Origin of the sequence: Caballeronia sp. SBC1 (assembly GCF_011493005.1) — a bacterium.
Lineage (GTDB): Bacteria > Pseudomonadota > Gammaproteobacteria > Burkholderiales > Burkholderiaceae > Caballeronia.
The window spans coordinates 3,704,388-3,727,144 of the sequence record NZ_CP049156.1 but is presented as its reverse complement, the minus strand read 5'-3'; the positions used below and the strand labels follow the sequence as shown (position 1 = coordinate 3,727,144).

21 protein-coding genes are annotated in these 22,757 nt (G+C 59.7%); 12 read left to right on the top strand and 9 right to left on the bottom strand.

Annotated features, from left to right (window positions below; translation table 11 throughout):
* Positions 1–251: 251 nt before the first annotated feature.
* Positions 252–908 carry an H-NS histone family protein gene (locus SBC1_RS16675; RefSeq protein WP_165093450.1) on the bottom strand — a complete coding sequence of 219 codons (657 nt, stop codon included), beginning with the start codon at positions 906–908 and terminating at the stop codon, positions 252–254.
* 277 nt (positions 909–1,185) lie between these two features.
* On the opposite strand from SBC1_RS16675, the gene SBC1_RS16670 reads away from it, so the two are divergent.
* The gene (locus tag SBC1_RS16670; RefSeq protein WP_165092324.1) at positions 1,186–2,511 is read left to right on the top strand and encodes an IS110 family transposase; all 1,326 of its coding nucleotides are present in this window, start codon (positions 1,186–1,188) and stop codon (positions 2,509–2,511) included.
* A gap of 844 nt (positions 2,512–3,355) precedes the next feature.
* Here the strand turns inward: SBC1_RS16670 and SBC1_RS16665 are convergent.
* Entirely contained in the window at positions 3,356–3,826 is a 471-nt protein-coding gene (locus SBC1_RS16665; RefSeq protein WP_165988555.1) for a DUF2934 domain-containing protein, read from the bottom strand.
* Between the two features lie 196 nt (positions 3,827–4,022).
* Between SBC1_RS16665 and SBC1_RS16660 the strand changes: the two genes are divergently transcribed.
* The 3 genes from SBC1_RS16660 (at position 4,023) to SBC1_RS16650 (ending at position 8,090) form a co-directional block, all read left to right on the top strand.
* On the top strand, positions 4,023–4,628 hold the full coding sequence (locus tag SBC1_RS16660) for a J domain-containing protein (protein WP_165092781.1): 606 nt from the start codon (positions 4,023–4,025) through the stop codon (positions 4,626–4,628).
* 363 nt (positions 4,629–4,991) lie between these two features.
* A complete protein-coding gene (locus SBC1_RS16655) occupies positions 4,992–7,001 on the top strand; it encodes a bifunctional DedA family/phosphatase PAP2 family protein (RefSeq protein WP_165092780.1) in 2,010 nt (669 codons plus the stop codon).
* A 114-nt stretch (positions 7,002–7,115) separates the two neighbouring features.
* Complete coding sequence (locus SBC1_RS16650; RefSeq protein ID WP_165092779.1) at positions 7,116–8,090, top strand: VTT domain-containing protein; 975 nt, start codon at positions 7,116–7,118, stop codon at positions 8,088–8,090.
* A gap of 534 nt (positions 8,091–8,624) precedes the next feature.
* Here the strand turns inward: SBC1_RS16650 and SBC1_RS16645 are convergent.
* The 4 genes from SBC1_RS16645 to SBC1_RS16630 all read right to left on the bottom strand — a co-directional run bounded on the left by SBC1_RS16645 (position 8,625) and on the right by SBC1_RS16630 (position 11,336).
* A complete protein-coding gene (locus tag SBC1_RS16645) occupies positions 8,625–9,008 on the bottom strand; it encodes a cupin domain-containing protein (RefSeq protein ID WP_165092778.1) in 384 nt (127 codons plus the stop codon).
* A gap of 61 nt (positions 9,009–9,069) precedes the next feature.
* Complete coding sequence (locus tag SBC1_RS16640; protein WP_241201967.1) at positions 9,070–9,510, bottom strand: IclR family transcriptional regulator C-terminal domain-containing protein; 441 nt, start codon at positions 9,508–9,510, stop codon at positions 9,070–9,072.
* A gap of 504 nt (positions 9,511–10,014) precedes the next feature.
* On the bottom strand, positions 10,015–10,290 hold the full coding sequence (locus SBC1_RS16635; RefSeq protein WP_165092777.1) for a hypothetical protein: 276 nt from the start codon (positions 10,288–10,290) through the stop codon (positions 10,015–10,017).
* Positions 10,291–10,472: 182 nt separating this feature from the next.
* Positions 10,473–11,336 (bottom strand): LysR substrate-binding domain-containing protein, encoded by an 864-nt coding sequence (locus tag SBC1_RS16630; protein ID WP_165092776.1) that lies wholly within the window; start codon positions 11,334–11,336, stop codon positions 10,473–10,475.
* 209 nt (positions 11,337–11,545) lie between these two features.
* On the opposite strand from SBC1_RS16630, the gene SBC1_RS16625 reads away from it, so the two are divergent.
* The 7 genes from SBC1_RS16625 to SBC1_RS16595 all read left to right on the top strand — a co-directional run bounded on the left by SBC1_RS16625 (position 11,546) and on the right by SBC1_RS16595 (position 19,111).
* The gene (locus SBC1_RS16625; protein ID WP_165988553.1) at positions 11,546–12,583 is read left to right on the top strand and encodes an ABC transporter ATP-binding protein; all 1,038 of its coding nucleotides are present in this window, start codon (positions 11,546–11,548) and stop codon (positions 12,581–12,583) included.
* Positions 12,580–13,683, top strand: coding sequence for an ABC transporter ATP-binding protein (locus SBC1_RS16620; protein WP_165988550.1), 1,104 nt, complete (start codon positions 12,580–12,582; stop codon positions 13,681–13,683). The genes SBC1_RS16625 and SBC1_RS16620 overlap by 4 nt, the downstream gene beginning before the upstream one ends.
* 16 nt (positions 13,684–13,699) lie before the next feature.
* Positions 13,700–15,211, top strand: coding sequence for an ABC transporter substrate-binding protein (locus tag SBC1_RS16615; protein ID WP_165092774.1), 1,512 nt, complete (start codon positions 13,700–13,702; stop codon positions 15,209–15,211).
* A 7-nt stretch (positions 15,212–15,218) separates the two neighbouring features.
* Complete coding sequence (locus SBC1_RS16610) at positions 15,219–16,163, top strand: ABC transporter permease (protein ID WP_165092773.1); 945 nt, start codon at positions 15,219–15,221, stop codon at positions 16,161–16,163.
* Complete coding sequence (locus SBC1_RS16605) at positions 16,163–17,035, top strand: ABC transporter permease (RefSeq protein WP_165092772.1); 873 nt, start codon at positions 16,163–16,165, stop codon at positions 17,033–17,035. The genes SBC1_RS16610 and SBC1_RS16605 overlap by 1 nt, the downstream gene beginning before the upstream one ends.
* 37 nt (positions 17,036–17,072) lie before the next feature.
* Positions 17,073–18,710 carry a gamma-glutamyltransferase gene (gene ggt, locus SBC1_RS16600; protein ID WP_165988548.1) on the top strand — a complete coding sequence of 546 codons (1,638 nt, stop codon included), beginning with the start codon at positions 17,073–17,075 and terminating at the stop codon, positions 18,708–18,710.
* 116 nt (positions 18,711–18,826) lie between these two features.
* Complete coding sequence (locus SBC1_RS16595; protein ID WP_165092770.1) at positions 18,827–19,111, top strand: hypothetical protein; 285 nt, start codon at positions 18,827–18,829, stop codon at positions 19,109–19,111.
* Between the two features lie 126 nt (positions 19,112–19,237).
* On the opposite strand, the gene SBC1_RS16590 is transcribed toward SBC1_RS16595, so the two are convergent.
* The gene (locus tag SBC1_RS16590; RefSeq protein WP_165988546.1) at positions 19,238–20,470 is read right to left on the bottom strand and encodes a DUF2252 domain-containing protein; all 1,233 of its coding nucleotides are present in this window, start codon (positions 20,468–20,470) and stop codon (positions 19,238–19,240) included.
* A 196-nt stretch (positions 20,471–20,666) separates the two neighbouring features.
* Here SBC1_RS16590 and SBC1_RS16585 point away from each other — a divergent pair, with 196 nt between their 5' ends.
* Positions 20,667–21,059, top strand: a complete 393-nt coding sequence (locus tag SBC1_RS16585; RefSeq protein WP_165092768.1) for a RidA family protein — start codon at positions 20,667–20,669, stop codon at positions 21,057–21,059.
* Between the two features lie 6 nt (positions 21,060–21,065).
* Here the strand turns inward: SBC1_RS16585 and SBC1_RS16580 are convergent, their stop codons facing one another.
* Both SBC1_RS16580 and SBC1_RS16575 read right to left on the bottom strand, forming a co-directional pair.
* Positions 21,066–21,671, bottom strand: coding sequence for an alpha-ketoglutarate-dependent dioxygenase AlkB (locus SBC1_RS16580; RefSeq protein WP_165092767.1), 606 nt, complete (start codon positions 21,669–21,671; stop codon positions 21,066–21,068).
* A 121-nt stretch (positions 21,672–21,792) separates the two neighbouring features.
* Positions 21,793–22,749 carry an ABC transporter permease gene (locus SBC1_RS16575; protein WP_165988544.1) on the bottom strand — a complete coding sequence of 319 codons (957 nt, stop codon included), beginning with the start codon at positions 22,747–22,749 and terminating at the stop codon, positions 21,793–21,795.
* Between the last annotated feature and the right edge of the window lie 8 nt (positions 22,750–22,757).

The following is a 22,757-nucleotide window of genomic DNA, read 5'->3' as shown; positions in this document are numbered from 1 at the left end:
GGTCAGTAATCAAACTCTGGCGAAGGTGCTTGGCCGCATCAGGTGCCTGCCCCAAACACGGCAAGTGGAGCGAGTGTCACGCGTCGCCCCGCCTGCTGCACATTCCGGTAAAGCTTCTCGGCCGTTCCCAGAAGCCCGGTCAAATTTTCCAGGCTCGGTCGCGGCTGAACGACGCCAACGGAAATCAAAAACACGCAAGCTAGGCGACCCCTCGGTCACCAATGAGGGGCGTTTTAGCTTTTGTTAAACCGTTAAACCGCAGACGTAACCGCTACCGCCGATGCGGAATCCTGGCTTGCCGCAGGCATCGCCTTGCTCGCGGCCGGTGCGGATTTCTTCGCAGCCGAAGCCTTCTTGGCCGACGCGCGTTTCACGGGTGCTTTCTTGGCGGCTGCCTTTTCCACGGGAACATTCGTTACAGCCGCGCTCTTGGCCGACGTTTTCTTAGCAGCAGCTTTCTTTGCCGGCGCCTTAACGCTGAGCGTTTTCGCCGTCACTTTCTTTGCCGCCTTCTTGCTTGCGGGTTTTGTCGCGCTTGCTACAACGGCATGGTTGTCGCCGTGGCCATCAATCAGGAATTTCGTGCGGTCCTTGACGTCCTTGATCCAAAGCGGCGGGCGGGCCCAACCACTCCACGTTTCGCCCGTCTTGGGATTGCGATACTTGGCGGGCAGCTTTGGCTTTGCCGCTGCTTTTGCCTTGACGCCAGGCTTGGATGTTTTGCCTGCAGGCCGGCCGCGCGGCTTCTTCGTGGATGAATGCGCTTCAATATCAGCGGTGGTCAGGCCATGCTTTTCCATTAGCTTGCGGATGTCGTCGAGCACGGATTGCGCGCGCTTTGCGATCATGGCTTCTGCTTGAGCCTGCAGCTTTTTCAGCTTGGCTTGAATCTGTTCTAGTGTGGGCATTATGGTTTCCTTAAGAGCATTTCAAGCCCGTGCCGGGCTCGGCGTTGGCGGAGAAACGGAGATGAGGTATACCGGTGAACGGCAGCGCTGCGATGACCGGCAGACCAATGGTGCGCGCTCGCGGCATGCACGCCGTGGAGTGAGCCCGCTTAAGAGCATGGTCCGGGATTCGTCGGCGACAGTGGTGAGCGGCGCAAGCCGCATCCCGTTCAAGAGATCGAGTCAATTTCGACGATTCCCATGGCGCTGCCGTTCACTCACGATTCTGGAGCAGGCGATGGCGATGCGCAAGCGAGAAGAAGACGAGGTGTTCCCGAACGCAGCGGGGATCGATGTGGGCGGCTCGAGCCACTGGGTAGCGGTGCCCCGACAGGCAGATGACGAGCCGGTGCGTGAATTCGGGGCGATGACCGATGACCTGAACGCGATGGCCGACTGGCTGCTCTCGTGCGGGGTCGACACCGTGGCACTAGAGTCGACCGGGGTCTACTGGATCCCGGTCTACGAGGTGCTAGAGCGGCGCGGACTGGTGGTGTGGCTGGTCGACGCGCGGCAGATGAAGTACGTACCGGGACGCAAGAGTGACGTGCAGGACTGCCAATGGCTGCAGAAGCTCATGAGCCTGGGGTTGCTGCGCGCGGCCTGGCGCCCGGGCGATGAGGTCTGCGTGGTGCGCGCGGTGGTCCGTCAGCGCGAGGTGCTGCTCACCGAACAGGCCGACTGGGTGCAGCGCATGCAGAAGGCGCTGGTGCAGATGAACCTGCAACTGACCGAGGTGCTCACCGACGTGATGGGCATGACCGGGCAGGCGATCGTGCGGGCGATTGTGGCCGGCGAGCGTGACCCCAAAGTGCTGGCCCGGCATCGCAACGGCCGCGTCAAGGCCAGCGAGCGCGACATCGAGCGGGCGCTGACAGGCAACTGGCGCGAGGAGCACCTGTTCGTGCTCGGGCAGGCCCTGGCGATGGTCGACAGCCTGGCCCAGCGGGTGCTCGAGTGCGACGCGAAGATCGAGGCGTTACTGGCGCCACTGGGCTGCCACGAGGTCGAACTCAGCGGGCCGGGCAAGCGGCGCGGCAAGAACACCCCGCAGTTTGATGCACGCACGGCCCTGGCGCGCTGGGCGGGCGTGGACCTGACGCGCATCAACGGCCTGGCGGTCACCACGGTAATGACGATACTCTCGGAGATCGGCCCGGACCTGAGTCGCTTTGCCAACGTCAAGCACTTCTGTTCGTGGCTGGGACTGTGTCCTGGCACCAAGGTCAGCGGCGGCAAGGTGCTTAGTGCGCGCACCCGGCGTTCCACCAACCGGGTGCGCCAGGCGCTCAAGCTGGCCGCGATGAGCCTGTCGCGCAACGACTCGGCGCTGGGCGCGTTTTATCGGCGGTTGTGCTCACGTATGGACAAGCCGCGTGCGAATACCGCCGTCGCCCATAAGCTCGCCCGCATGGTGTACTTCATGCTCACGCGGGGCGAAGCCTTCGTCGACCAGGGCCAGCAGCATTACGAAGAACAGCAGCGTCAACGCAGCATCGATGCCCTCAGGCGCCGCGCGACTGCTCTCGGCTTCCAGATTACCCCAGCCGCGCAAACCCCTTGAAACATGGGGTTATCCTAATTGTTTCTCAAGAGTGATTGCCCGCACTATGCCATGCGTTCTCTGATTTCGGAAGCGGCTAATAGGGCTTGGTATTAAAGGTACGCATCTCTTAATACAGTTTGTTTCAATCCATGACAAAAAGACCCGGGTTTTAGGTCTCGTGCGTTGAGTGCTTAGGGTTAGATTCGCCGGCTTGCGGCGCATAAGAAATGGAAGAAGCACAGGTCTTTGCGACTCCGGACTGCGTTATTCAGCCGCAGCATTCCGGTGTCGCTCGGGCCTGGATGTAAATGCTCAGGATATCGATGCAGGTTTGCGAAACGCCGGGGACGATAACTTATCGATCGCACGGGTAGCGAAGGAGGGGGGCGTCCCGTTTCCACGATTCCGCTAAGGACGAGCCGAGTAGTAATGGAGGTGCTTTGATCTGAGAGGTGCTGATTAGCGGCCTGGATCTGTACGACCTGCAAGCCGCTAATGGTGAGTCGCGCGCTAGGGTCCTGAGGACGCTCGCCAGCGATCTCTAATACCGATGGGGCGGCGGCCGATGGCGCGGAGGCGGGCGATGATGATGGTGTCTCGGCGGCAACGGACGGCAGCGCCGCACGTAATGACCATGGACCCAGACGCGCCGGCATTCCTGCCGGGGCCGAGCGTCGGCCACCGTGGGTACGGCGGCGCTCGCTGCAGCGGCCAACAAGATGACCGCGAAAAATCTTCGCATACGTGCTCCACAAAAATACGAACAGAATCATGACTCGCCGATGCACTATCCGGCGATAAAAAGCGAGCGCGTGATTTCACCCGAGGCCGTCTTCCCCAAGCAAAAATACGGCGTCCTGGGCTACTTCTTCGGGGTTTTGGAAACCTTTGCTGCGGCTTTGACTGCTGTCTTCTTAGCGGGTTTCTCTCCAGCCTCAGCGATTGCTTTCGGCTTGGTCGCGGACTTAGCGGCGGTCTTTGGTTTTTTCGGCGCTGTGTCTGTGCCGGCAATCTTGGGTTTAGCTGCCGTCTTAGTCGCCGTCTTGCGTGCAACCTTGGCGTCAGCCTTGGACTTGGCCTTCGGTGTCTTGACGCTGTCCTCGTCAGCAGGCGTTGCTTTTGACTTCGTCTTGACCGGCTTCTTTGCAGGCTTCGCGGCAACCTTGTCGGCTTCGTTTGTTTCATGGGGTGGTGTGAGAGAAGCGAGCTCTTGTTCTAACAAGGCGCGCGCTTTCTCCCAATACTCCGTAGACCGTCCTTCGGGACGACCGTCCGCTTCCCATAGATGGTATGCCTGCAAACGAAGCCTTTCTTCTAAAGATTTGTTGTGCATTCCATTAACCATTTCGCGTGTTCGAGCGTTTATGTTACAGGAGCGTCGCACCACGTGTGACGGGCGGAGGGCGCATTGAGCGCGCTGATCGAGCTTGAATTTGGCTGGGCACCACGCGCGGTTAGATCTTGCCACGCTATAAAAATGTCTTTTTTCCCGTGCTAGGATGTCTCGCGGATAAGCTTGAGGCATCGCGATGACAACCTTATATGACACCTTGTCCGTCCCGGAAAACGCGACGGCTGAAGAGATAAAACGGGCTTACCGGAAAGCGGTCATGCGTTGGCATCCGGATCGCAATGCCGGTCAGGAGCATGTTGCGCGAGCCGCGTTTCTCGACATTCGAAATGCTTACGCAATTCTGTCCGATCCCGCGCAAAGGCAGGTCTACGACGCCGTTTTTGCTGAGGAAATGAAGCGGCAGGAAGCCGAGCGCCGGCGTGAGGAGCGGGAGCAGGCTGAGCGCGAGGCCGCGGTGCGCGCCGCGCAGGAAGCGGAATATGCCAGCCGCGTCGTGCTGGCGATGCGCTTCGCGACGCAGGGCTATAACCGCGACGTCGTTCGCGGCGTGTTGCTGGCCCACGAATGCGACGACGACCTCGCGTGTCGTATCGCCGATAGCGCCCTTGCGCTCCACGCGTCCAGGCAGTCGGAGGCTGAACCGGCGGAGCCGGAGGAGGCCGCTTCTGAGGCCGCTCCCGATACGCACGGCACGCAGCCAGAAGAGGAACCGGCACCTGCGGATCGCGTACGTTCGTTTTCCGATATCTGGATGCCCTTCTGGAACGTGCTGCGCTCGTGACCGCTCGTGCTTAGCAGGTCGCGGTCTTGCTACCTTCTCTGAATCAGAGCCGCCGGGACCCTCAAAACTCACCTTAAGCTTAAGCGACGCTGCGTTGGCATGCGTCCGGCTTGGTCGTGGCTTTTCGCGCAGCAGGACGCTGGGCCGACGTGACTCGGGGCACGATCGTTCCTATGTCGCGCGCTCCCGCTCCACGCCAGATGAGACGGGCGAACCGGAGTGGCGCAATAACTGCGTCGCAGGCACATACTCGCCATTCAAACCCTCAGCATGCAGGCGATACAGCGAGATTCAACACCGCTTCTAGCCTTGCGGGAACAGTCTTAAAATCTGTTGAAAGGACAGAACGGTCCGGAGACGCCGATGGAGCATGCCTACTTCAGATTGCTGCATCTGCTTTCGGGGCATCCTGAGTGGACTCTCACGGTTGTCTTGCTTGCAGCATTTTTTGAATCCATTGCGTTTATCGGCACGTTTGTTCCGGGCAGCACCGCCATGTTCGTGGCAGGCGCGCTGGTCGGCACGGGTTCTCTCAACCTCGGCTGGGTATTCGCCTGCGCGCTCGTGGGGGCCGTGGCAGGCGATGCCGCAAGCTACTGGTTCGGCTGCAGCCACAAGGAAACCATCGCGAAGCTGTGGCCGTTCCGCACGCACCCCGGCATGCTGCTGGCGGGGCAGCGCTACTTCGAGGCACACGGGGCAAAAAGCGTGATCTTCGCGCGCTTCATTGCACCGCTGCGCGCGGTTGTTCCCGTCGTGGCGGGCATGATGGGGATGCGGCCGCTGCGATTCCTGGTCATCAACATCATCTCGGCGCTCGTCTGGGCGCCCGTGCATATCCTTCCAGGCGTTGTCTTCGGAGCATCGATCGAACTGGCGGGCGCCGTGTCTTTCCGGCTCGTCGCGGTGCTTGCCATCCTGGTTGCCGCGACGTGGCTGACGTTCCGGGCGACGAGCCTTGTTGTCTCGCACGCGCGGGCGTGGACGGACTCGTCGCGCCGAAATCTGCTGCGGTGGGCGCGTCATCACCCTGGCGCAATGGGCCGGGTAGTGCTCGGTATCCTTGATCCGAAGCATCAGGCCGCCGCGCTTATTGCCGTGATCTCCGTGCTGCTGCTCGCTTCGGCCACCGTGTTCTTTTCCACGCTGCACGGCGTCTCTCGCGGCGACCCGCTGGTTCAAGTCGATGTGTCGGTTTATCGCTTCCTGCAATCGTTCCGATCCTCGTGGGGCGACGCCATCCTGGCTGTGCTCGGCACGCTGGGCAGCGTGCCGACACTCGCCGCGCTAACGGTGCTGGTCGTCGTATGGATGGCGTTTGAACGCCGCTGGCGCACGGTCGCGTACTGGCTGACCGCCGTTATGTTTTCCCAGCTATTGATCCTGGCAATCCAGATCACGATCCAGCGTCCGCTTCCGGGTGCGGTAGCGTCCAGCTTGCGCGCGTTCCCGAGTAATCACGTCGCAGCCAGCGTGGTGATTTACGGCTTCCTCTCGTTCTTGCTGGCGCGCCGCGTGGGGCCGGTGGCGAGGGTATTCGTCGCGATGGCAACCATTGCCATCCTGGCTTCGGTTGCCTTCTCGGGGCTTTATTTCGGCCACTTCACTTTCTCCGATGCCGTCGGCGGCGCCGCACTCGCTGCCACCTGGGTCTTTCTGGTTGCGCTCACCGCCGTGTGGCGATACCCCGCGAAACCGCCGCCCCGCGCCATGATGCCGGTCGCCGTCCTGGTGCTTGTATGCGTGAGTGTCGCGTTGCAGTTCAGGACGAGCCTTGACGCGATGGCGGCCGAGTCGACCCCAGCGGCGATTGTGGTGACGCCGATGCAATGGACGGATACCGTGTGGCGGACCTTTTCTTGCTATCGGTCAAGCATGGACGGTGACCGGCTCGAGCCCATCACCATTCAATGGGCAGCAACGGCCGGGGAGATCAGGGATCAACTGGAGCGCCGGGGATGGACAGAGGGGGCGCGTTTATCGGCGCATAGCATCTTGTCTCTCGTTTCCCCGGACGTGGCGGCTACGGCGCTTCCGGTGTTGCCGAGGTTGAACAATGGCCAACCATCGGTGCTGGTATTTACGCGCTCTCACCTGAGCGCGGATGAGCGCGATGTCTTGCGATTCTGGCCGACGCAGTATGCGGTGGCGCATCGGGGCGGACGGCCGCCAACACCTATCTGGCTCGGCTCACTCGTCCACGAGCGGTTGCTGCGGCCATCGTGGCCATTCAACGTGTTGCGTCGGGACAGACGAATCGACTCGATGATTGCCGACCACACCGAGGCATCGCCGTGGAGTGGCCTGGAGGTGGCGAGAAGTACAGGTTGTGTGGGCATTCCTGTGACGCTGGTGGCGTCCGAGAGGCAATGAGTCATGAAGTGGTGAAATGATATTGATCCCGCACTCATGAAGCGATGAGCTGCACACGCACTATGAAACGCAAGCGTCGGGCGCGCGATGCTGAATGCTTCTGGAGACTAGTACTTGATACAAATTCCACCGTCGGCAATCGAGAACTGGGGAAGCGCTGCCGTCTTCGCCAATGTGCTGGCCACGCGGCTGGGTGTCCCGCTGCCGGCTATCCCCGTGCTTATTTTTGCGGGCTCCGCGATCGCCGGCGGGAATCTGGTTTTCTCCCACGTGCTGTGTGCCGCGGTAGTCGCTGCGTTGCTCGGCGACGGCGTGTGGTTTTCTGCGGGGCGTATCTATGGCCGTCGCCTGACCGATATTCTCGGACGTATGTCGTTGTCGCTTGATGCAAGCATGCGCACCACGCGCGCCTTGTTCGAACGGTTTGGCGTCGCGATCGTGGCGGTGGCGAAGTTTGTTCCGGGCCTCGCTCTGATTACGCCGCCGCTGATGGGCACCACGCTGATCGCGCCGGCCGTGTTCGTTGCGTGGGATACGGTGGGCACGGTGGCGTGGGCTTCTTTCTGGTTGCTCGGCGGCGCGTTGTTCGAGCGGCAACTCGGGTTGTTGTTGAGCGTGCTCCGACCCCACGGGGGATCGATTCTCGACGTGCTGTTTACCGCCACCGTTCTTTATCTGACGTATCGATATCTGCTGCGCTGGCGTTTCCGGAAGTGGCTGAGCCGCAGGATTGTCTCGCCGGAGCGGCTCGACCGGATGATGCGTTCAAGCACGCCACCGTTGGTCCTCGATGCGCGACCAGTTTCGGTCCGGCGTGACGAGTTGTATCGAATTCCGGGGGCGTTGCTGCTCGATGTTGAATCGCTGGAAACCATGGATGCGAATCTTTCGGCCAGCAACATTGTTGTGTATGGCATGTATCCGAACGATGCGACCGTCAGGAAGGTTCGCAAGCAGCTGCTCCGGAAAAAGGTCGTGAACGTGCGCGTTTTATATGGCGGCCTGGACGAGTGGGTGCGTCGGGGTTATGCGGTTGAACCGTTGCCGCCGGAGTTGGATCTGTTCACTGCATCGTTGGCGCGTTCTTAGCTTAGTGCGCGGGTTCCTTCGACCGGTTGTTGCGCGACTCCTTGAGTGCTCGCACGCACATTTGTATGCCTGCTTTAGTAGGGATGCGCATCACGAAATCTCGTGGCTAAATGAGCCTAACGATTAAGCCTAACGATTCGAGCAAAGAAGTCCTAAGCTACTCGAAGAAATAAAACAAATGGCCGTGCAGCACACAAACGTTTGCGCGCTGTTATTAAAAGTCCAAAGGAGTAGACGGGGAGAAGCTGACACTGAAGTTCAGCATGGGGACGCCGGTTCCGACGCGACGGGGATAGAACAACGGGGGCGTTGTAACCGGCGAGTGAAACGTAGCGAATTAAATAGTTAACGAGGGGAGAGGTGGCGTGCCGGCGGCCAGGCGTGGCGAGACGCCTGGTCGTCGGACGCGCTACGATTTTTCCTTTAGGGAAGATCGCGGAGCCGAAACGCCTGGTTATGAATCAGGCTTAGTCGGTTTTAGTCAGGCCAATATAATCAGACTACTTAGTCAACCTAACTAGTCAGCCTGATTCGTCAGGCCAATTGCTGTGCAAGCGATTTCGTCAACGGGCTTTCTACATCGCCCGTATGTTTGGTCGTGACCGGCTCGATCAACACAATCCAGCATTCTTCTTCCGCCACCGGATTGTGCAGAACGCCGCGAGGCACCACGTGCATGGATCCTTCAGGCAAATGGACCGCTTTGCCGCCTTCGTACTCGATCCGCAGACTCCCGCGTACGACGTAGAACAGTTCATCTTCGCCCGCGTGGCTGTGCCAGACGAGCTCGCCCCGAACCTTGGCGACTTTCACGTATTGGTCATTGACCTGCGCTACGACCTTGGGCGACCAGTGTTCGGTGACGGCGTCGAACGCAGTCTTCAGATCGATGGCGCCGGCAGAAAAGGCCAGATTCATATTCCTCTCTCCATTCAGTTGATATTGAAGCCGCAACGTAGCAAAGCAGAGGGCGCGTAACTCAACTCCCGCCCACACCCGGCTCCCAATACACATTTAACCCCATTAACCCGATCAGCGTTTGCACCGCCGCTTTCCTCCTTTCCGCCACCTCGTTCATCTTGGGTACCGGCGCTTGATCAAAGCGTTCCATGAACGGCGTGGTCAGCGGAGCAATGGCGTGTCCGTTTCGTCCAAACACAGGGTATGCAAGATTCTTGACGCCCTTAACCTGGCGGCTAGGCATGCGCGTATGTCCGCGTTCCTTGATCCGTGCCGGATCCGCGGCAAGCTGTTTTGCAACGACCGGGAGTTCGCCATCAACGGGGATGTGCAACTTAAGCATTCGCTTGCGTTCCAGTTCCTCCTGGAACGCCATCAGCACTTGTCCCGAAGCGGTATCGGTCGTGCCGATGAGCGTGCGCACCTTCAACGAAAAGCCCCAGCGTTCCGGACTTTCCACTCGCGCGAATGCGTTGATGGCAAGGTTTCAACGCCCGTTGCCGGGTGCAACAAGCGCTGAGTGGCAACCGATGAAGCTCGCGTTCAATATGCAGCCGCAATTGAAGGGAGCGTAAGAGTCCGCGTGGCCTTGCAGATCAGACAATACGCACGATCACGGAAAACAGCCATACGGCAATGCCGACACCACCGACCAGGCATACGGCTACCGCGCACAAACGCCAAAGGGTCTTCATCCGTCACACCAAAAAAGAAGGCCGCAAAGCGGCCTGAAGAGGGGGTACTACAGGGGGATCAATGAAGAACTCATCATAAAACGCGAGACTTAAGGGAACATTAAGCCGCGCTGAGTGCGTCCTGATCGTCCTGTCGAAACCTTCTCTCGCAATTAAAAATGCCGATACCGAATGAGCTTACGCTTATCCGGTATCAGCATTTCGTGCATCGTCAGCGTAACGACAGGAGCGGATGTTTGATCGATCGCCCCGTTCGTGCGGCTTTGGAATTAGTTATGCGAGTAGAGCGAGCGTTCGTTGCTCACGCTAACGCGGCTGCCCGACTGCGATTGCGTGTCTTGCACGCCACCGTAGGACGTTGCGTTCGCGTTGGCTTGCGCGTTTTCGGCTGCGACGGTTTGGGCGCTTTGGCCACGTTGCGATGCCGGTGCGCCGACGGTCGGGTTATACGAGGGTGCCGGGCCGTAGCCGCTGCTGGCGAAAGCGGGGGCAGCCAGGGCTGCGGAAGCGGCGACCAACAATGCGGCGATAAGATTCTTGTTCATGATGTTGCTCCGATTTGCATGACTTTTAAGGGGCGCAGTCGCTTGGTTTTTTCTGCTCACTGCGTCGATGAAATGCAGTGTATACCCCTACTATTGATTTATTGTATCGATAGCATGCAATTGACTTTTCGCAATCTGCTAATAATGAGATGCGGGTTCGCGTGCCGCCGAGCACCCAGAATCTAGTCGTGAAGCGTATCGATAATCGCCGCCGTGATCCCCGTGCGCCCGTACGAAGCCCTCTCGACCATTCCGACCGTGCGAAGAATGGGTGGCTGTGCAATCGAAATCAGCCGCAACGACGGGTCCGTCTGCCATCCCGCCCTATGCAACTGCGGCAACACGGTCACGCCCACGTTCTTCCTCACCAGCGCGACGATCGTCTCAATGGAATTCAGCTCCAGATACTCGGTCACCTCCAGTCCGAGCGTTGTCAGCGCCTGATCGACGACCACGCCGGTTCGCACGCGCCGGTCGAAACGTAAAAATCCGTGCGACGCGAGGATTCGGCGCGGGTCGGTATCGGTGATCTCGCGGCTCACGATCAGCATCAGCGGCTCCGTGTATAGCGGCGTCCATTTGAGCGTGTCAGGCAAGGCTTGATCGGGGCGTGCTACCACCGCCGCAATGTCCACCTCGCCTTGTTCAACCATGACTGTCAGTTCGTCCGACCGGGCCGACAGCAACCTCACATCCAACCCAGGGTGAGCCGTTTTTAGCCGCGCCACGCCCAGCGACAGCGCCTGAATCACCGATACCACCGCGCCAATTGCCACAGGACCTTGCATCGACCCAGCCGGCGTAGCCTCCAGTTCATCGAGCAAATCCAAGATCTGCTCGATCTTCGGCCGAATCTCGTGCCCCTGCCGGCTCAGCGTGATCTGCCTTGCGCTGCGGTCAAAAAGCTGCCGCCCCAGCGCCTGCTCCAGCCCGCGCATCTGCAAGCTGACCGCGGCCTGGGTAAGCGCAACCTTATCGGCCGCGGCTGCGAACGAGCCCGTCCGCGCAACCGCCCGGAACGTCTTCAGCATTCGAATAGTCGGCATGAGTTAGTACGCGTGAGTCATTCAAGAAAAAGTTAAGCATCAAAAAGAAAGTTTAATATTTCCTGATGCTTTTGGGCCGACATAATTACTTCATTGAAAGTTTTGGCGACGGGCAGCTTTGTCGCCGAGAGAAAACAATGGCCACCGGTTAGCCGCCTGTATTGCCCAGCAGCGGAGTATTGAATTTGTCGACGTTAAGCAAGCTGCCCGTGAATCAGCCTGATCGCCACGATCAGGTCAATGCGCCTGCCGGGCATCCCGTACTCGAAGTCAGCGGTTTCTCGCTGAAATTCTCGCGCGCCGCGCATGTCCCGAATCTCGTCGAGGACGTCTCGTTCTCCGTGAACGCGGGCGAAACGCTTTGCATCGTCGGGGAATCGGGGTGCGGCAAAAGCGTGACGTCGCTGGCGTTAATGGGCTTGCTGCCCAGCCCGCCGGCCAATATTGTCGCGGGGAAGGCGATTTTCGACGGCCGCGATCTCTTCACGCTGAGCGAACGCGAACTCGCCGATATCCGGGGCAACCGGATGTCGATGATCTTCCAGGAGCCGATGACCTCGCTCAATCCCGCGTTCACCGTCGGGCATCAGATCGCGGAATGCGTGCAGCGGCATCGCGGTTTGAGCGGCGCAGCGGCGCGCAAGGAAGCGCTGGACATGCTGCGCCTCGTGCGCATTCCAGCGCCGGAATCGCGACTCGATGCGTATCCGCACGAGTTGTCCGGCGGCATGCGCCAGCGCGTGATGATCGCGATGGCGCTGGCCAATCGCCCGCAGTTGGTGATCGCCGATGAACCCACGACCGCACTCGACGTCACCATTCAGGCGCAGGTTTTATTGCTGGTGCGCAGCCTGCAAGCCGAAACCGGCACGGCGATGGTATTGATTACGCACGACCTCGGCGTGGTGGCCGAAGTGGCCGATTACGTCGCGGTGATGTATGCGGGACGGATCGTGGAATATGGTTCGGTCAACGAAATATTCGATGATCCGCAGCATCCGTACACCATCGGATTGATGGGCGCGATTCCATCGGTGGGAAAACGCGAGGGCGCGCTCGCCACCATTCGCGGTTCCGTGCCGTCGCCTGAGCAGATGCCGAAAGGCTGCCGGTTCGCGCCGCGCTGTCCGTTTGTTGAGGAAAGGTGTATCGATGCGGTGCCAAAGGACAAGCGGCTGGACGGAACGCACCGGGTGGCATGCTGGGTCGCGCCGGTTGAATTCGCGCGCAATGGGGCGGTGGCATGAACCTCAACGTCCCCATTATTGAAGCGAAGGAACTGACCAAGCACTTCGGCGGGACGCGCAACCTGTTCACGCGTACGCCGACGGTCTACGCCGTGAACGGTGTCTCGTTCTCCGTGCAGAAGGGCGAGACGTTTGCCATTGTCGGGGAATCGGGTTGCGGCAAATCGACGCTCGGGCGCCTGTTGCTGCGTCTTATCGATAGCACCGAAGGCCGCGTGATCTATGAAGGCAAGGACATTACGCATCTGGGCACCGAGCCTATGCGCCGTTTGCGTCGCGAGATGCAGATTATCTTTCAGGACCCGTTTGCGTCGCTGAATCCAGGCATGACGGTAGGGCAGATCATTGGTGAGCCGATCGCGCTGCATGGTCTCGCGAAGGGCTCCGCGCTTAACGAGCGCGTGGCCGACTTGCTGCGCACGGTGGGATTGCAGCCCGGTTATGCCGAACGTTATCCGCATGAGTTTTCGGGCGGGCAACGGCAACGTATTGGCATTGCGCGGGCGCTGGCGGGCGAGCCCAAACTGATAGTCGGCGATGAACCCGTCTCGGCGCTCGATGTCTCCGTGCAGGCCCAAGTGATCAACCTGCTGGAGTCGCTGAAGCAGGAGCTTGGCCTGACGCTGATCATGATCGCGCATGACCTCGCGGTGATCCGCCATATGAGCAATCGCGTGGCGGTGATGTATCTCGGCGAAATCGTGGAAATGGCGGATGTGAACGTATTGTTCGACCAGCCGCTTCATCCTTATACGCAGGCTTTATTGCAGGCGATTCCGGCAAGCAGTCCGCGTCAGCGTCGCAGTAAACCTTCTTTGACGGGCGACCTGCCGAGTCCGACCGCACCGCCTTCGGGCTGCCGTTTTCATCCACGATGCCCGCATGCGCGCTCACGCTGCTCCAACGAGCAACCGGTCAGCGAAACGCTGGAGAACGGCCACCGGGTCGCTTGCCATTTCTGGCGCGAGATCCAGAACGCGGGTGGCGGCGCGCCTCTTGTTTCCATCGTCAGCCCGAAGCTTACCGAGCGGCTTGCGGTGTATCGGCAACGTCAGGCGCTGGTTGACGACGCTATCAAAGAACAATTGAACACACGATAAAAACGGGGAAATGCAGATGCGAAAGATTCTCTTGGCCGCGGCACTCGCCGCGAGTATGGCTAGCTCCAGCGCCGTGATGGCTCAGTCGAATTCGACTATCCGGATTGGTTTGCAGGACGACATTGGCTCGCTCGATCCGGCGCGCAGCAGTCAGGTTGTCGATCGAATCGTGTTCAGTTCGCTATGCAATTCGCTGGTGGATATTGGCCCGGATCTAAAGATCGTGCCCATGCTCGCGACCTCTTGGAGCATGAGCGCGGACAATAAAACGCTTACGTTCAAGCTGCGCCACGGCGTGAAATTCCACGACGACGAGCCGTTCAACGCCGCCGCCGTGAAGGCGAATCTCGACCGCGCGCGTTCCATGCCCGCGAGTAATCGCAAGAGCGAGCTAGCTTCTATCGATCATGTGGATGTGGTCGACGAATTCACTGTCGCGATCGTGTTGAAAGCGCCGGACGCCGCGCTGCTCGCCACACTCACTGACCGTGCCGGCATGATGCTCGCGCCGAAAACCCTCACCGACGACGCCGGCGTTTCCACGCATCCGGTTTGCTCGGGTCCGTACAAGTTTGTCGAGCGCGTGCAGAACGACCGTGTAGTGCTGCAGAAATTCGCGGGCTACTGGGACGCCGATAAATACCCGATCCAGAAAGTCATCTTTCAGCCGATTCCCGATAGCACCGTGCGCCTCGCGAACCTGCGTTCGGGTTCGCTCGACATGCTGGAACGCCTTGCACCGTCCGATGTGGCTTCGGTGAAAAGCGACAAGAATCTCAACTTCATTTCGATGAGCGGCTTAGGCTTCTACGATCTCACGTTCAACATCTCGAACGGACCGCGTGCGCCGAAGGCGTTCAAGGACAAACGCGTGCGCCAGGCGTTCGAACTTGCCATTGATCGCGATGCAATCAACCAGGTGATCGGTGGCGGGATTTTCTCGCCGATAGGCCAGGCGATCCCGGCGAACAGCCCGTACTTCGATGCATCGATCAAGACAACCAAACGCGATATTCCGAAGGCGAAGGCGTTGCTCAAGGCTGCGGGTTTCGAGCAGCTTAATGTGGAGCTGACCTTTGGTAACAACACGGTATCGAACCAGATGGCGCAGATGCTGCAAGCCATGCTGTCGGAGGCCGGCATCAACCTGAAGCTGCGTCCGACTGACTACGCCGCTGCGCTGAATGCATCGACGAAAGGCGACTTCGAATTGCTGTATCTCGGCTGGTCGGGACGCACGGACCCGGATGGCAACCTGCATCAGTTCGTGACGTGCAAGGGCAATTTGAACTACGGGCGCTATTGCAATCCCGATGTCGACAAGCTGCTCGACGACGCGCGTGTGAAAGCGACGGTCGCCGAACGCAAGCCGATCTATGACGCCGCGCAAAAGATCCTCGCCGACGAAGACCCGATTGTTTACCTCTACGCGCAGCCGTGGCCGTACGCATTGTCGAAGAAAGTGCAGGGCTTTACGCCATACCCTGACGGGCTGATCCGCCTGCGTGGCGTGAGCATCAAGGGGTAGTCCGTTAATGATACGAATCATCGCCAACCGCGCGCTCGTTGCAATCCCGACACTGATCCTGGTGTCGATGATGATCTTCGGCCTGCAGAAAATGCTACCCGGCGATCCGGTCATGGCGATGGCCGGCGAAGACCAGAACCCGCAGGTCATAGCTACGTTGCGGCTGAAGTATCACCTCGATGAACCCGTGCCCGTGCAATACGCGCTGTGGGTGAAGGACATTCTTCATGGCGATCTGGGCGCGTCGCTCAGGACCGATGTGCCGGTGACCAAACTCATCGCGCAGAAGTTGCCGGTGACGCTGCAACTGGCCGTCATGGCGATGATCTTCGCGATTGGCATTGGCATGCCGCTGGGGGTTTTATCGGCGGCGAACAAGGGCAAAGCGCTCGACTACGGCGCTAATGTTCTTGCGCTGACGGGCATGTCCATACCGAATTTCTGGCTCGGGATCATCCTGATCTTTTTAGTATCGGTGAAATGGCAGTTGTTGCCTTCATCCGGATACGTGTCGCCGACCGAGGACTTTTGGTTGAGCATCAAGACCATGCTGATGCCCGCGTTCGTGTTGGGCGCAGCGCTCGGCGCGCAGTTGATGCGCCACACGCGTAGCGCGATGCTCAGCGTTCTTCGTAGCGACTACATTCGGACTGCGCGCGCCAAGGGGCTTTTACGCGGCACGGTCGTGGTCAAGCACGGCTTTCGCAACGCGCTGATTCCGATCGTCACGGTGCTTGCTTTGCTGTTCGGCGAGTTGCTGGCAGGCGCGGTTCTGACGGAACAAGTGTTCACTATTCCTGGCTTCGGCAAGCTTGTCGTCGATGCGGTTTTCAATCGCGACTACGCCGTCGTTCAAGGCGTGGTGCTGGTCACGGCGGTAGGGTTTATCGTGGTGAATCTGTTCGCCGATGTCCTATACGTCCTGCTCAATCCGCGGCTGAGGAAAAGCTGATGGCGACTATTGTGGAAGTGGAAACAGCAGCTCTGCCGCGCAAACGCAATCGCGCGTTAGGGCGCTTCATGCGCAATCGTGCGGCTGTGGCTGGCGCGGCGATTGTGTCGCTAGTAATTCTCGTAGCCATCTTCGCGCCGTGGCTCTCGCCCTACGATCCCATTCAGGCGAGCTTCATGACGGTGCGGCAAGCGCCATCGGCTAGTCATTGGTTTGGAACCGATGAACTCGGCCGCGACGTGCTCACGCGCCTGCTGTGGGGCGCCCGCGCTTCGTTGCTGGCGGGCGTGGTGTCGGTGGGGATTGCGGTCGTGATTGGCGTGCCGCTCGGTTTGCTCGCAGGCTACTTCGGCAAGCTGGTCGATGGCGTGATCTCGCGCTTCACCGACGCCTTGCTGTCCATCCCTTTCCTGATCCTTGCGATCGCACTGGCCGCGTTCCTCGGACCCAGCCTAACCAACGCGATGATCGCTATCGGCGTCTCGGCCATGCCGCGTTTCGTGCGCCTCACGCGCGGCCAGGCAATCAGCGTCAAAGCGGAGGATTATGTGGAAGGTGCGCGTGCGATCGGGCTCGGCCATTTCCGCATTATCGTCCGCTATATTTTCCCGAACGTGCTGCCGCCCATCATCGTGCAGGCCAGCCTCACGGTTGCCATGGCGATCATCGCGGAAGCCAGCCTGTCGTTCCTCGGCCTCGGGCAATTGCCGCCCGCGCCATCGTGGGGATCGATGCTGAACACCGCGAAGGACTTCGTCAGCCAGGCGCCGTGGATGTCGATCTTCCCGGGCATCGCGATCTTCCTGGCCGTACTCGGCTTCAACCTGCTCGGCGATGGATTGCGCGACGCGCTCGATCCGCGCGAGCTTTGACTTCAGCAACTTTCACCACACAAGAGACGAGTTTTCCATGACCCGCTTCAACTGGCAGAACCCCTATCCCACGCCGCGCTTGCCTGTGTTCGCGCGCAATATTGTTTCGACGTCGCATCCGCTCGCCGCGCAAGCCGGCTTGCGCATGTTGTGGAAGGGCGGTAACGCCGTCGATGCGGCTATCGCGGCAGCAGCAGCCATCACGCTGGTCGAGCCCGTGTCGTGCGGCCTTGGTGGCGACGCGTTCGCGCTCGTCTGGGACGGTGCCAAGCTACATGGCTTGAACGCATCGGGTGTGTCTCCGGCCGCGTGGAACGTCGATTACTTCAAGAACAAATACGGCGAGCAAAATGGCCTGGCGAACCAGCCGAAGCGCGGTTGGGATGCGGTCACCGTGCCCGGCGTGATCGCGGGATGGGAAGCGCTGCACGCGAAGTTCGGCTCGCTGCCGTTCGGTGACCTGATGGAACCGGCTATTGAAATTGCCGAGCGTGGGCATGCGGTGGCGAGCATCGTTGCGTACAAATGGGCGGCGGCCATTCCCGAGTTGAAAGACCAGCCGGGTTTCGCCGATACCTTCATGCCACGCGGCCGTGCGCCGGAGATCAGCGAGTTGATGCGTTATCCCGGTCATGCCAAGACCTTGCGCGCGCTGGCCGAACACGGGCCGCGCGCGTACTACGAAGGCGAGATTGCCGAGAAGATCGCGGCGTTTGCGAAGCAGGGCGGCGGCGCGATGACCGCTGCCGATCTGCGTAACTACAAGGCCGACTGGGTCGAGCCGATCTCGAAGGATTATCGCGGACATACGGTCCATGAAATTCCGCCGAACGGGCAGGGCATTGCCGCGCTGATCGCGCTCGGCATCCTCGATAAATTCGATGTGAAGTCGCTGACCGTCGACAAGATCGAATCGCAGCATTTGCAGATTGAAGCCATGAAGCTCGCTTTCGCCGATGTCTATCAGTACGTCGCCGATCCGCGTTCCATGGACGTCACGCCCGAGCAAATGCTCGACGACGCGTATCTCACCGAGCGCGCCAAACTCATCGATCCGAACAAGGCGAAGCACTTCGACTTCGGCATGCCGCCGGCGGGCGGGACCATCTATATGTCGGTGGCGGACGAGCGCGGCATGATGGTGAGTTTCATCCAGTCGAACTACATGGGTTTTGGCTCAGGTGTGGTCGTGCCCGATTCGGGTATTGCGATGCAAAACCGCGGTTTTGGTTTCTCTATGGACCCGAAGTCCGCGAACGTGGTGGAAGGCGGCAAGCGGCCGTTCCACACCATCATCCCTGCGTTCCTCACGCAGGACGTGAACGGCACGCAAGAAGCGGTGATGAGCTTTGGCGTGATGGGCGGCGATATGCAGCCGCAAGGCCATCTGCAATCCATCGTGCGTTTGCTCGATTACGGTCAGCAACCGCAAGCCGCTTGTGATGCTCCGCGCTGGAAGGTGAATCGCGATTTCACCGTCGATGTGGAATCGACGCTTGATCGCGAAACGGTGCAGGCGCTTCAAGCGATGGGACACACGATCGAATCCGTCGACGACCCTTATATGGACTTCGGTTCGGGTCAGTACATCTGGAAGCTGGACCGCGACGATCCTGAGCGCGGGTATGTGGCGGCGAGCGATAGCCGCAGGGACGGGCTGGCGGCGGGGTTCTAGTAACAGATACGCTTGGTTACCTTTATCGTATTCCGGTAGCACTTGTATCAGAGCGCTCTCCCTACACTCGGTGACGTAAACAACACGTTTGCACACCATGTGCACGGAGAGACGCAATGAACAAGAAGATCCTGGGTGCAGTACTGGGCTTGAGTGTATTGATGGTGTCGGCGGCGGCGTCGGCGCATGTGGATGTCGCCGTGGGGATCGGCGTACCGGGTTACTACGCGCCAGCGCCGGTGTATGTCGCACCGCCGCCTGTTGTCGTGGGGTATGGATACGGCGGTTACGGTGGTTATCGCGACGAGGCATGGCGCGAACGTGAATGGCATCGCCGCGAATGGCGTCATGAACAGTGGCGCGAGAATCATGAGCGCGAACGCCGCGGCTACGGCTATTGAGTAAGTGTCGATCGATCCTCTGATCGGTCGTCAAACATCAAGACGGCTTGTACAAAGAAAAGAAGGGCTGTTCCAACGCTACTTGGAACAGCCCTTCTTTTTGTAGGCCGATGAACGCAGCTTCCGTTAAGAAGCCGACCCCAGCGCATACCGCCGACAATGTTCAAGATAACCGGCTTCGTGGCTGCTCACCAACTCCACGATACTTTTCCAAAGCCACGACGGCGCATCGAGCGATTTCGACTTAGCGCGGCGCAACTCCGATAACCACGCGCGTCGCTGTGCCGAATCCATCTGCCTTGCGTGCGCTTTGCCAACCACCATCGCCAGGAAGCGCGCTGCCTTCATCGCTTCATCCTGCGTCAATTGCTCGACCGTCAGCTTCATGTCCTGCGGCAACAACTCGCGAATTACCACCGACCGGTCGTTCAAACGCGCGGAGCGCATCCGCTCTCCCAGCCACGGCGTCAGATGCCGTGCTCCTTCCACAATACGTTCGGCGTTATCGCGTGGCATGCGCTTGGTCGAGTCCGCATCCGTATAACGCGGTGCGGCGGCCTTCACGCCTTCCTTGATATCGATGAGGCAAAGATCGTCGCCCTCTATCGCGCCGCCATCGATGTCCAGCAACACCGCGTACCGCAACCGGCCGAGCGAGCTGCAGCCTTTCACCCAATACGCGGCATCGATTACGGTGACCTTTTCTTCGTCGGCGTCCTTGCGCAGGGCGGTTGCGATATTGGCAATCTCGCGCTGCTGGAACAACGCCTTTATTTCGGCGCGCTCGGTTTTTTCGAGCGGCCAGAAACGCTTGCCGAGGGGAATGCTCGGTTCAATGTCTTCAATGCGTTCGATCGCCAGTTGCTGCCACGTGCGGCGCACGGCTTCCTTCATCATCACCCGTACTTCTTCGGGTTTTGTGTCCTCGGCGGAGCGACGGCTGGAACGGTCGAAGGCATGTTCATAGCCTTGCGCGAGTGCTTCCATCATGCGTGCTGTCGTGACGCCGGGCAGGTCGGAGCCGCGCGCGGCCGTTGCCAGCGATAACCCCAGCCGGATGATGTCGTGCGCCGGGTTGCCGATCACGGTCTGGTCGAGATCGCGGATCTGGATCTCCACGCGGCCGTCGGCGTTGGCAATGGGTCCGAGATTGCCTGTGTGGCAATCGCCGCAGATCCAGATAGCCGGCCCTTCGGGCAGCGAGTGACCTTCAATGCCGTCGAGCCATTCATAGAACTTGGTCGTGGCGCCGCGGACGTAAGCATGCGCGGATTCAGCCATTTTCATGTTGCGGCGCTCATTCAGGAGCGCCAGACGATCATTGGGGCTGGGAAGCTTGAATTTCTTTTTCTTGGGCATGGGATCGTCCTGTGATGCTCGACTAGAGCAAGGCGCATGCCGTCGCAATGTAATGAAAATGAAGGGATGTTTGCGGGTGGATGCTTGTCGCCGAAATTTGATAGTGCCGCAAGCCGTCGAGCGTTGTGATCGTCAGGCCCAGCGGCCGGATTTTTGATCCGTTACGGTAACGGCCTGTACTTTTTAAGGAGACACGATGACGCTGCCCACCTTTTCCATGGTCGATACCGCGCCCACGCCGGTCGGTCCTTTTTCTCACGCGGCCGAAGCGGATGGCTGGGTGTTCCTCACTGGCCAAATGCCGACCGATCCCGCCGATGACACCAAACCCTTGCCCGAAGGTGTGGAAGCGCAGACGCGCCGGGTGATGGATAACCTGATTCTTGTGCTGGAAGGGATAGGGTTGTCGCTGGATAACGTGGTCAGCGTGCGGATTTTCCTGACCGAATTCAAACGTGATTACGCCGCGATGAACGAGGTGTATAAGAGCTACTTTTTGCCTAAGCCGTTGCCGGCTAGGACGTGTGTTGGAGTAACGGGACTGGCTCGTGATGCGCTCGTCGAGATTGATTTCGTCGCGAAGCGGTGAGCAGGTCTACGAACGCTTCAGCGCCGCCGATGAGTCCACATATCTGAACGTCAGATTGATCCGTTCTCCGCGGGCTTCCGGTTCTTTCGGCACTCTATGGGCCCAGTCAAGTTGAGTGCGCCCCTGCATGATGAGCAAGCTTCCGTGCGTGAGTTGAAGCGTATGCGTTTGCCGCGTCTTCGTATGCCGGAACTCGAAGGTCCGCGTCGTGCCCAGACTCACCGACGCGATCACCGGTTGTGGCCCGAGTTCGGGCTCCTTGTCGGCATGCCAGCCCATGCTGTCCTGGCCCGTGCGGTAGCGATTGATCAGCACGCTGTTGAAGCGGGTTTTGGATGTTTCTTCCGCGTGCGTCTTCAGCGCCAGCACGGTCGGCGTCCACGGCTTCGGGACGTTGCGAATACCTGAGTACACATACACCGCGCCGTGATCTCCCTGCCACGCGGTCAAACGCGGGAAGGGAATCTTGCCGGCGGGCGTGTTCATTGAGTCCTGTTGCCAGGTGATTTCATCGAGTAAAGCCGCTAGCGTGTCCGATGCACTCGGCGCGTCCAGCCAGTCAGGCAACCATACGATGTCAGGCTTGGGAATGTCGTCGAAGAGGTCGAACATGGCGGTAATTTTCGCCTTCGGGCTTTCTGCTGGATCAGTGTCAGTAACTTAGCAGATTCTCTTTCCTGAAACTTGCTCACCTATTCTTATAAGCCGCCACGTTGCGTGGCGGCTTATCCATTCAATGAGCCAGCTTTGTCACCGTCACCCGCTTCTTCAGCACGCGCGCTTGCAGCACGATCACCAGCAACAAGAACACGCCGCGTATCACCGATTGCCAATACGCCGACAGGCTGATAAAGCCCAATCCATTCTCAAAGTTCAGCAGATTGAACACCAAACCCAGCAGCGCGACGCCGGCAATGGTCATCGCGATCGATCCTTGCCCGCCGGTCAATAACGTCCCGCCAAGCACCACCGCCGATATCGCGAACAGCTCCCAGCCCACCCCTTCGTTCGGTTGCCCTGCGCCGAATTGGGCAGCCAATATCGCGCCCGCAAGGCCGGCCAGCAAACCGCTCAATGCATAGACGGCAACCAGCGTCCTGTCCACATTCAAGCCCATCAAACGCGAGGCTTCTTCACTGCCGCCTATTGCCAGCGCGTGTCGTCCGAAGCGCGTGCTTCTCAAGGCGAGCCAGCCCAAAACGGCTACCACCGCCGCCACGATTCCCGGTATCGGCAAGCCCCAAAAATCCCCTTGGCCGAAGTTGCCGAAACTGGAAGTAGGCGCGATCGATACGGCATCGTTATGTCCCAGCAGCAACGCCAACCCATGCGCCCCCAGGCTGGTCGCCAATGTCACGATAAACGGCAAGATCCGCATGTGCGTGATCACGATGCCATTCAATACGCCTATCGCGAGCCCCGCGCCCGCGCCCGCAAGCACTGCGACCAGACCGCCATGCGGGCTCGCCAGCGCGGCCACCACGCTCGCCAGCGCAGCCACCGTTCCCACCGACAAATCGATACCGCCCGTGATGATCACAAACGCCATGCCTACCGATATCAACGCGAACATCGAGTTGTATCGCCAGAACGAGTTGATGTTGTAGGCCGATGCGAAGTGGTCGTATCGAAGCACGCCGAGTACGAGCAAGGCCGCTAACGCCAGCAAAATAGGAAGGTTCTTTTTCATGTCGATGT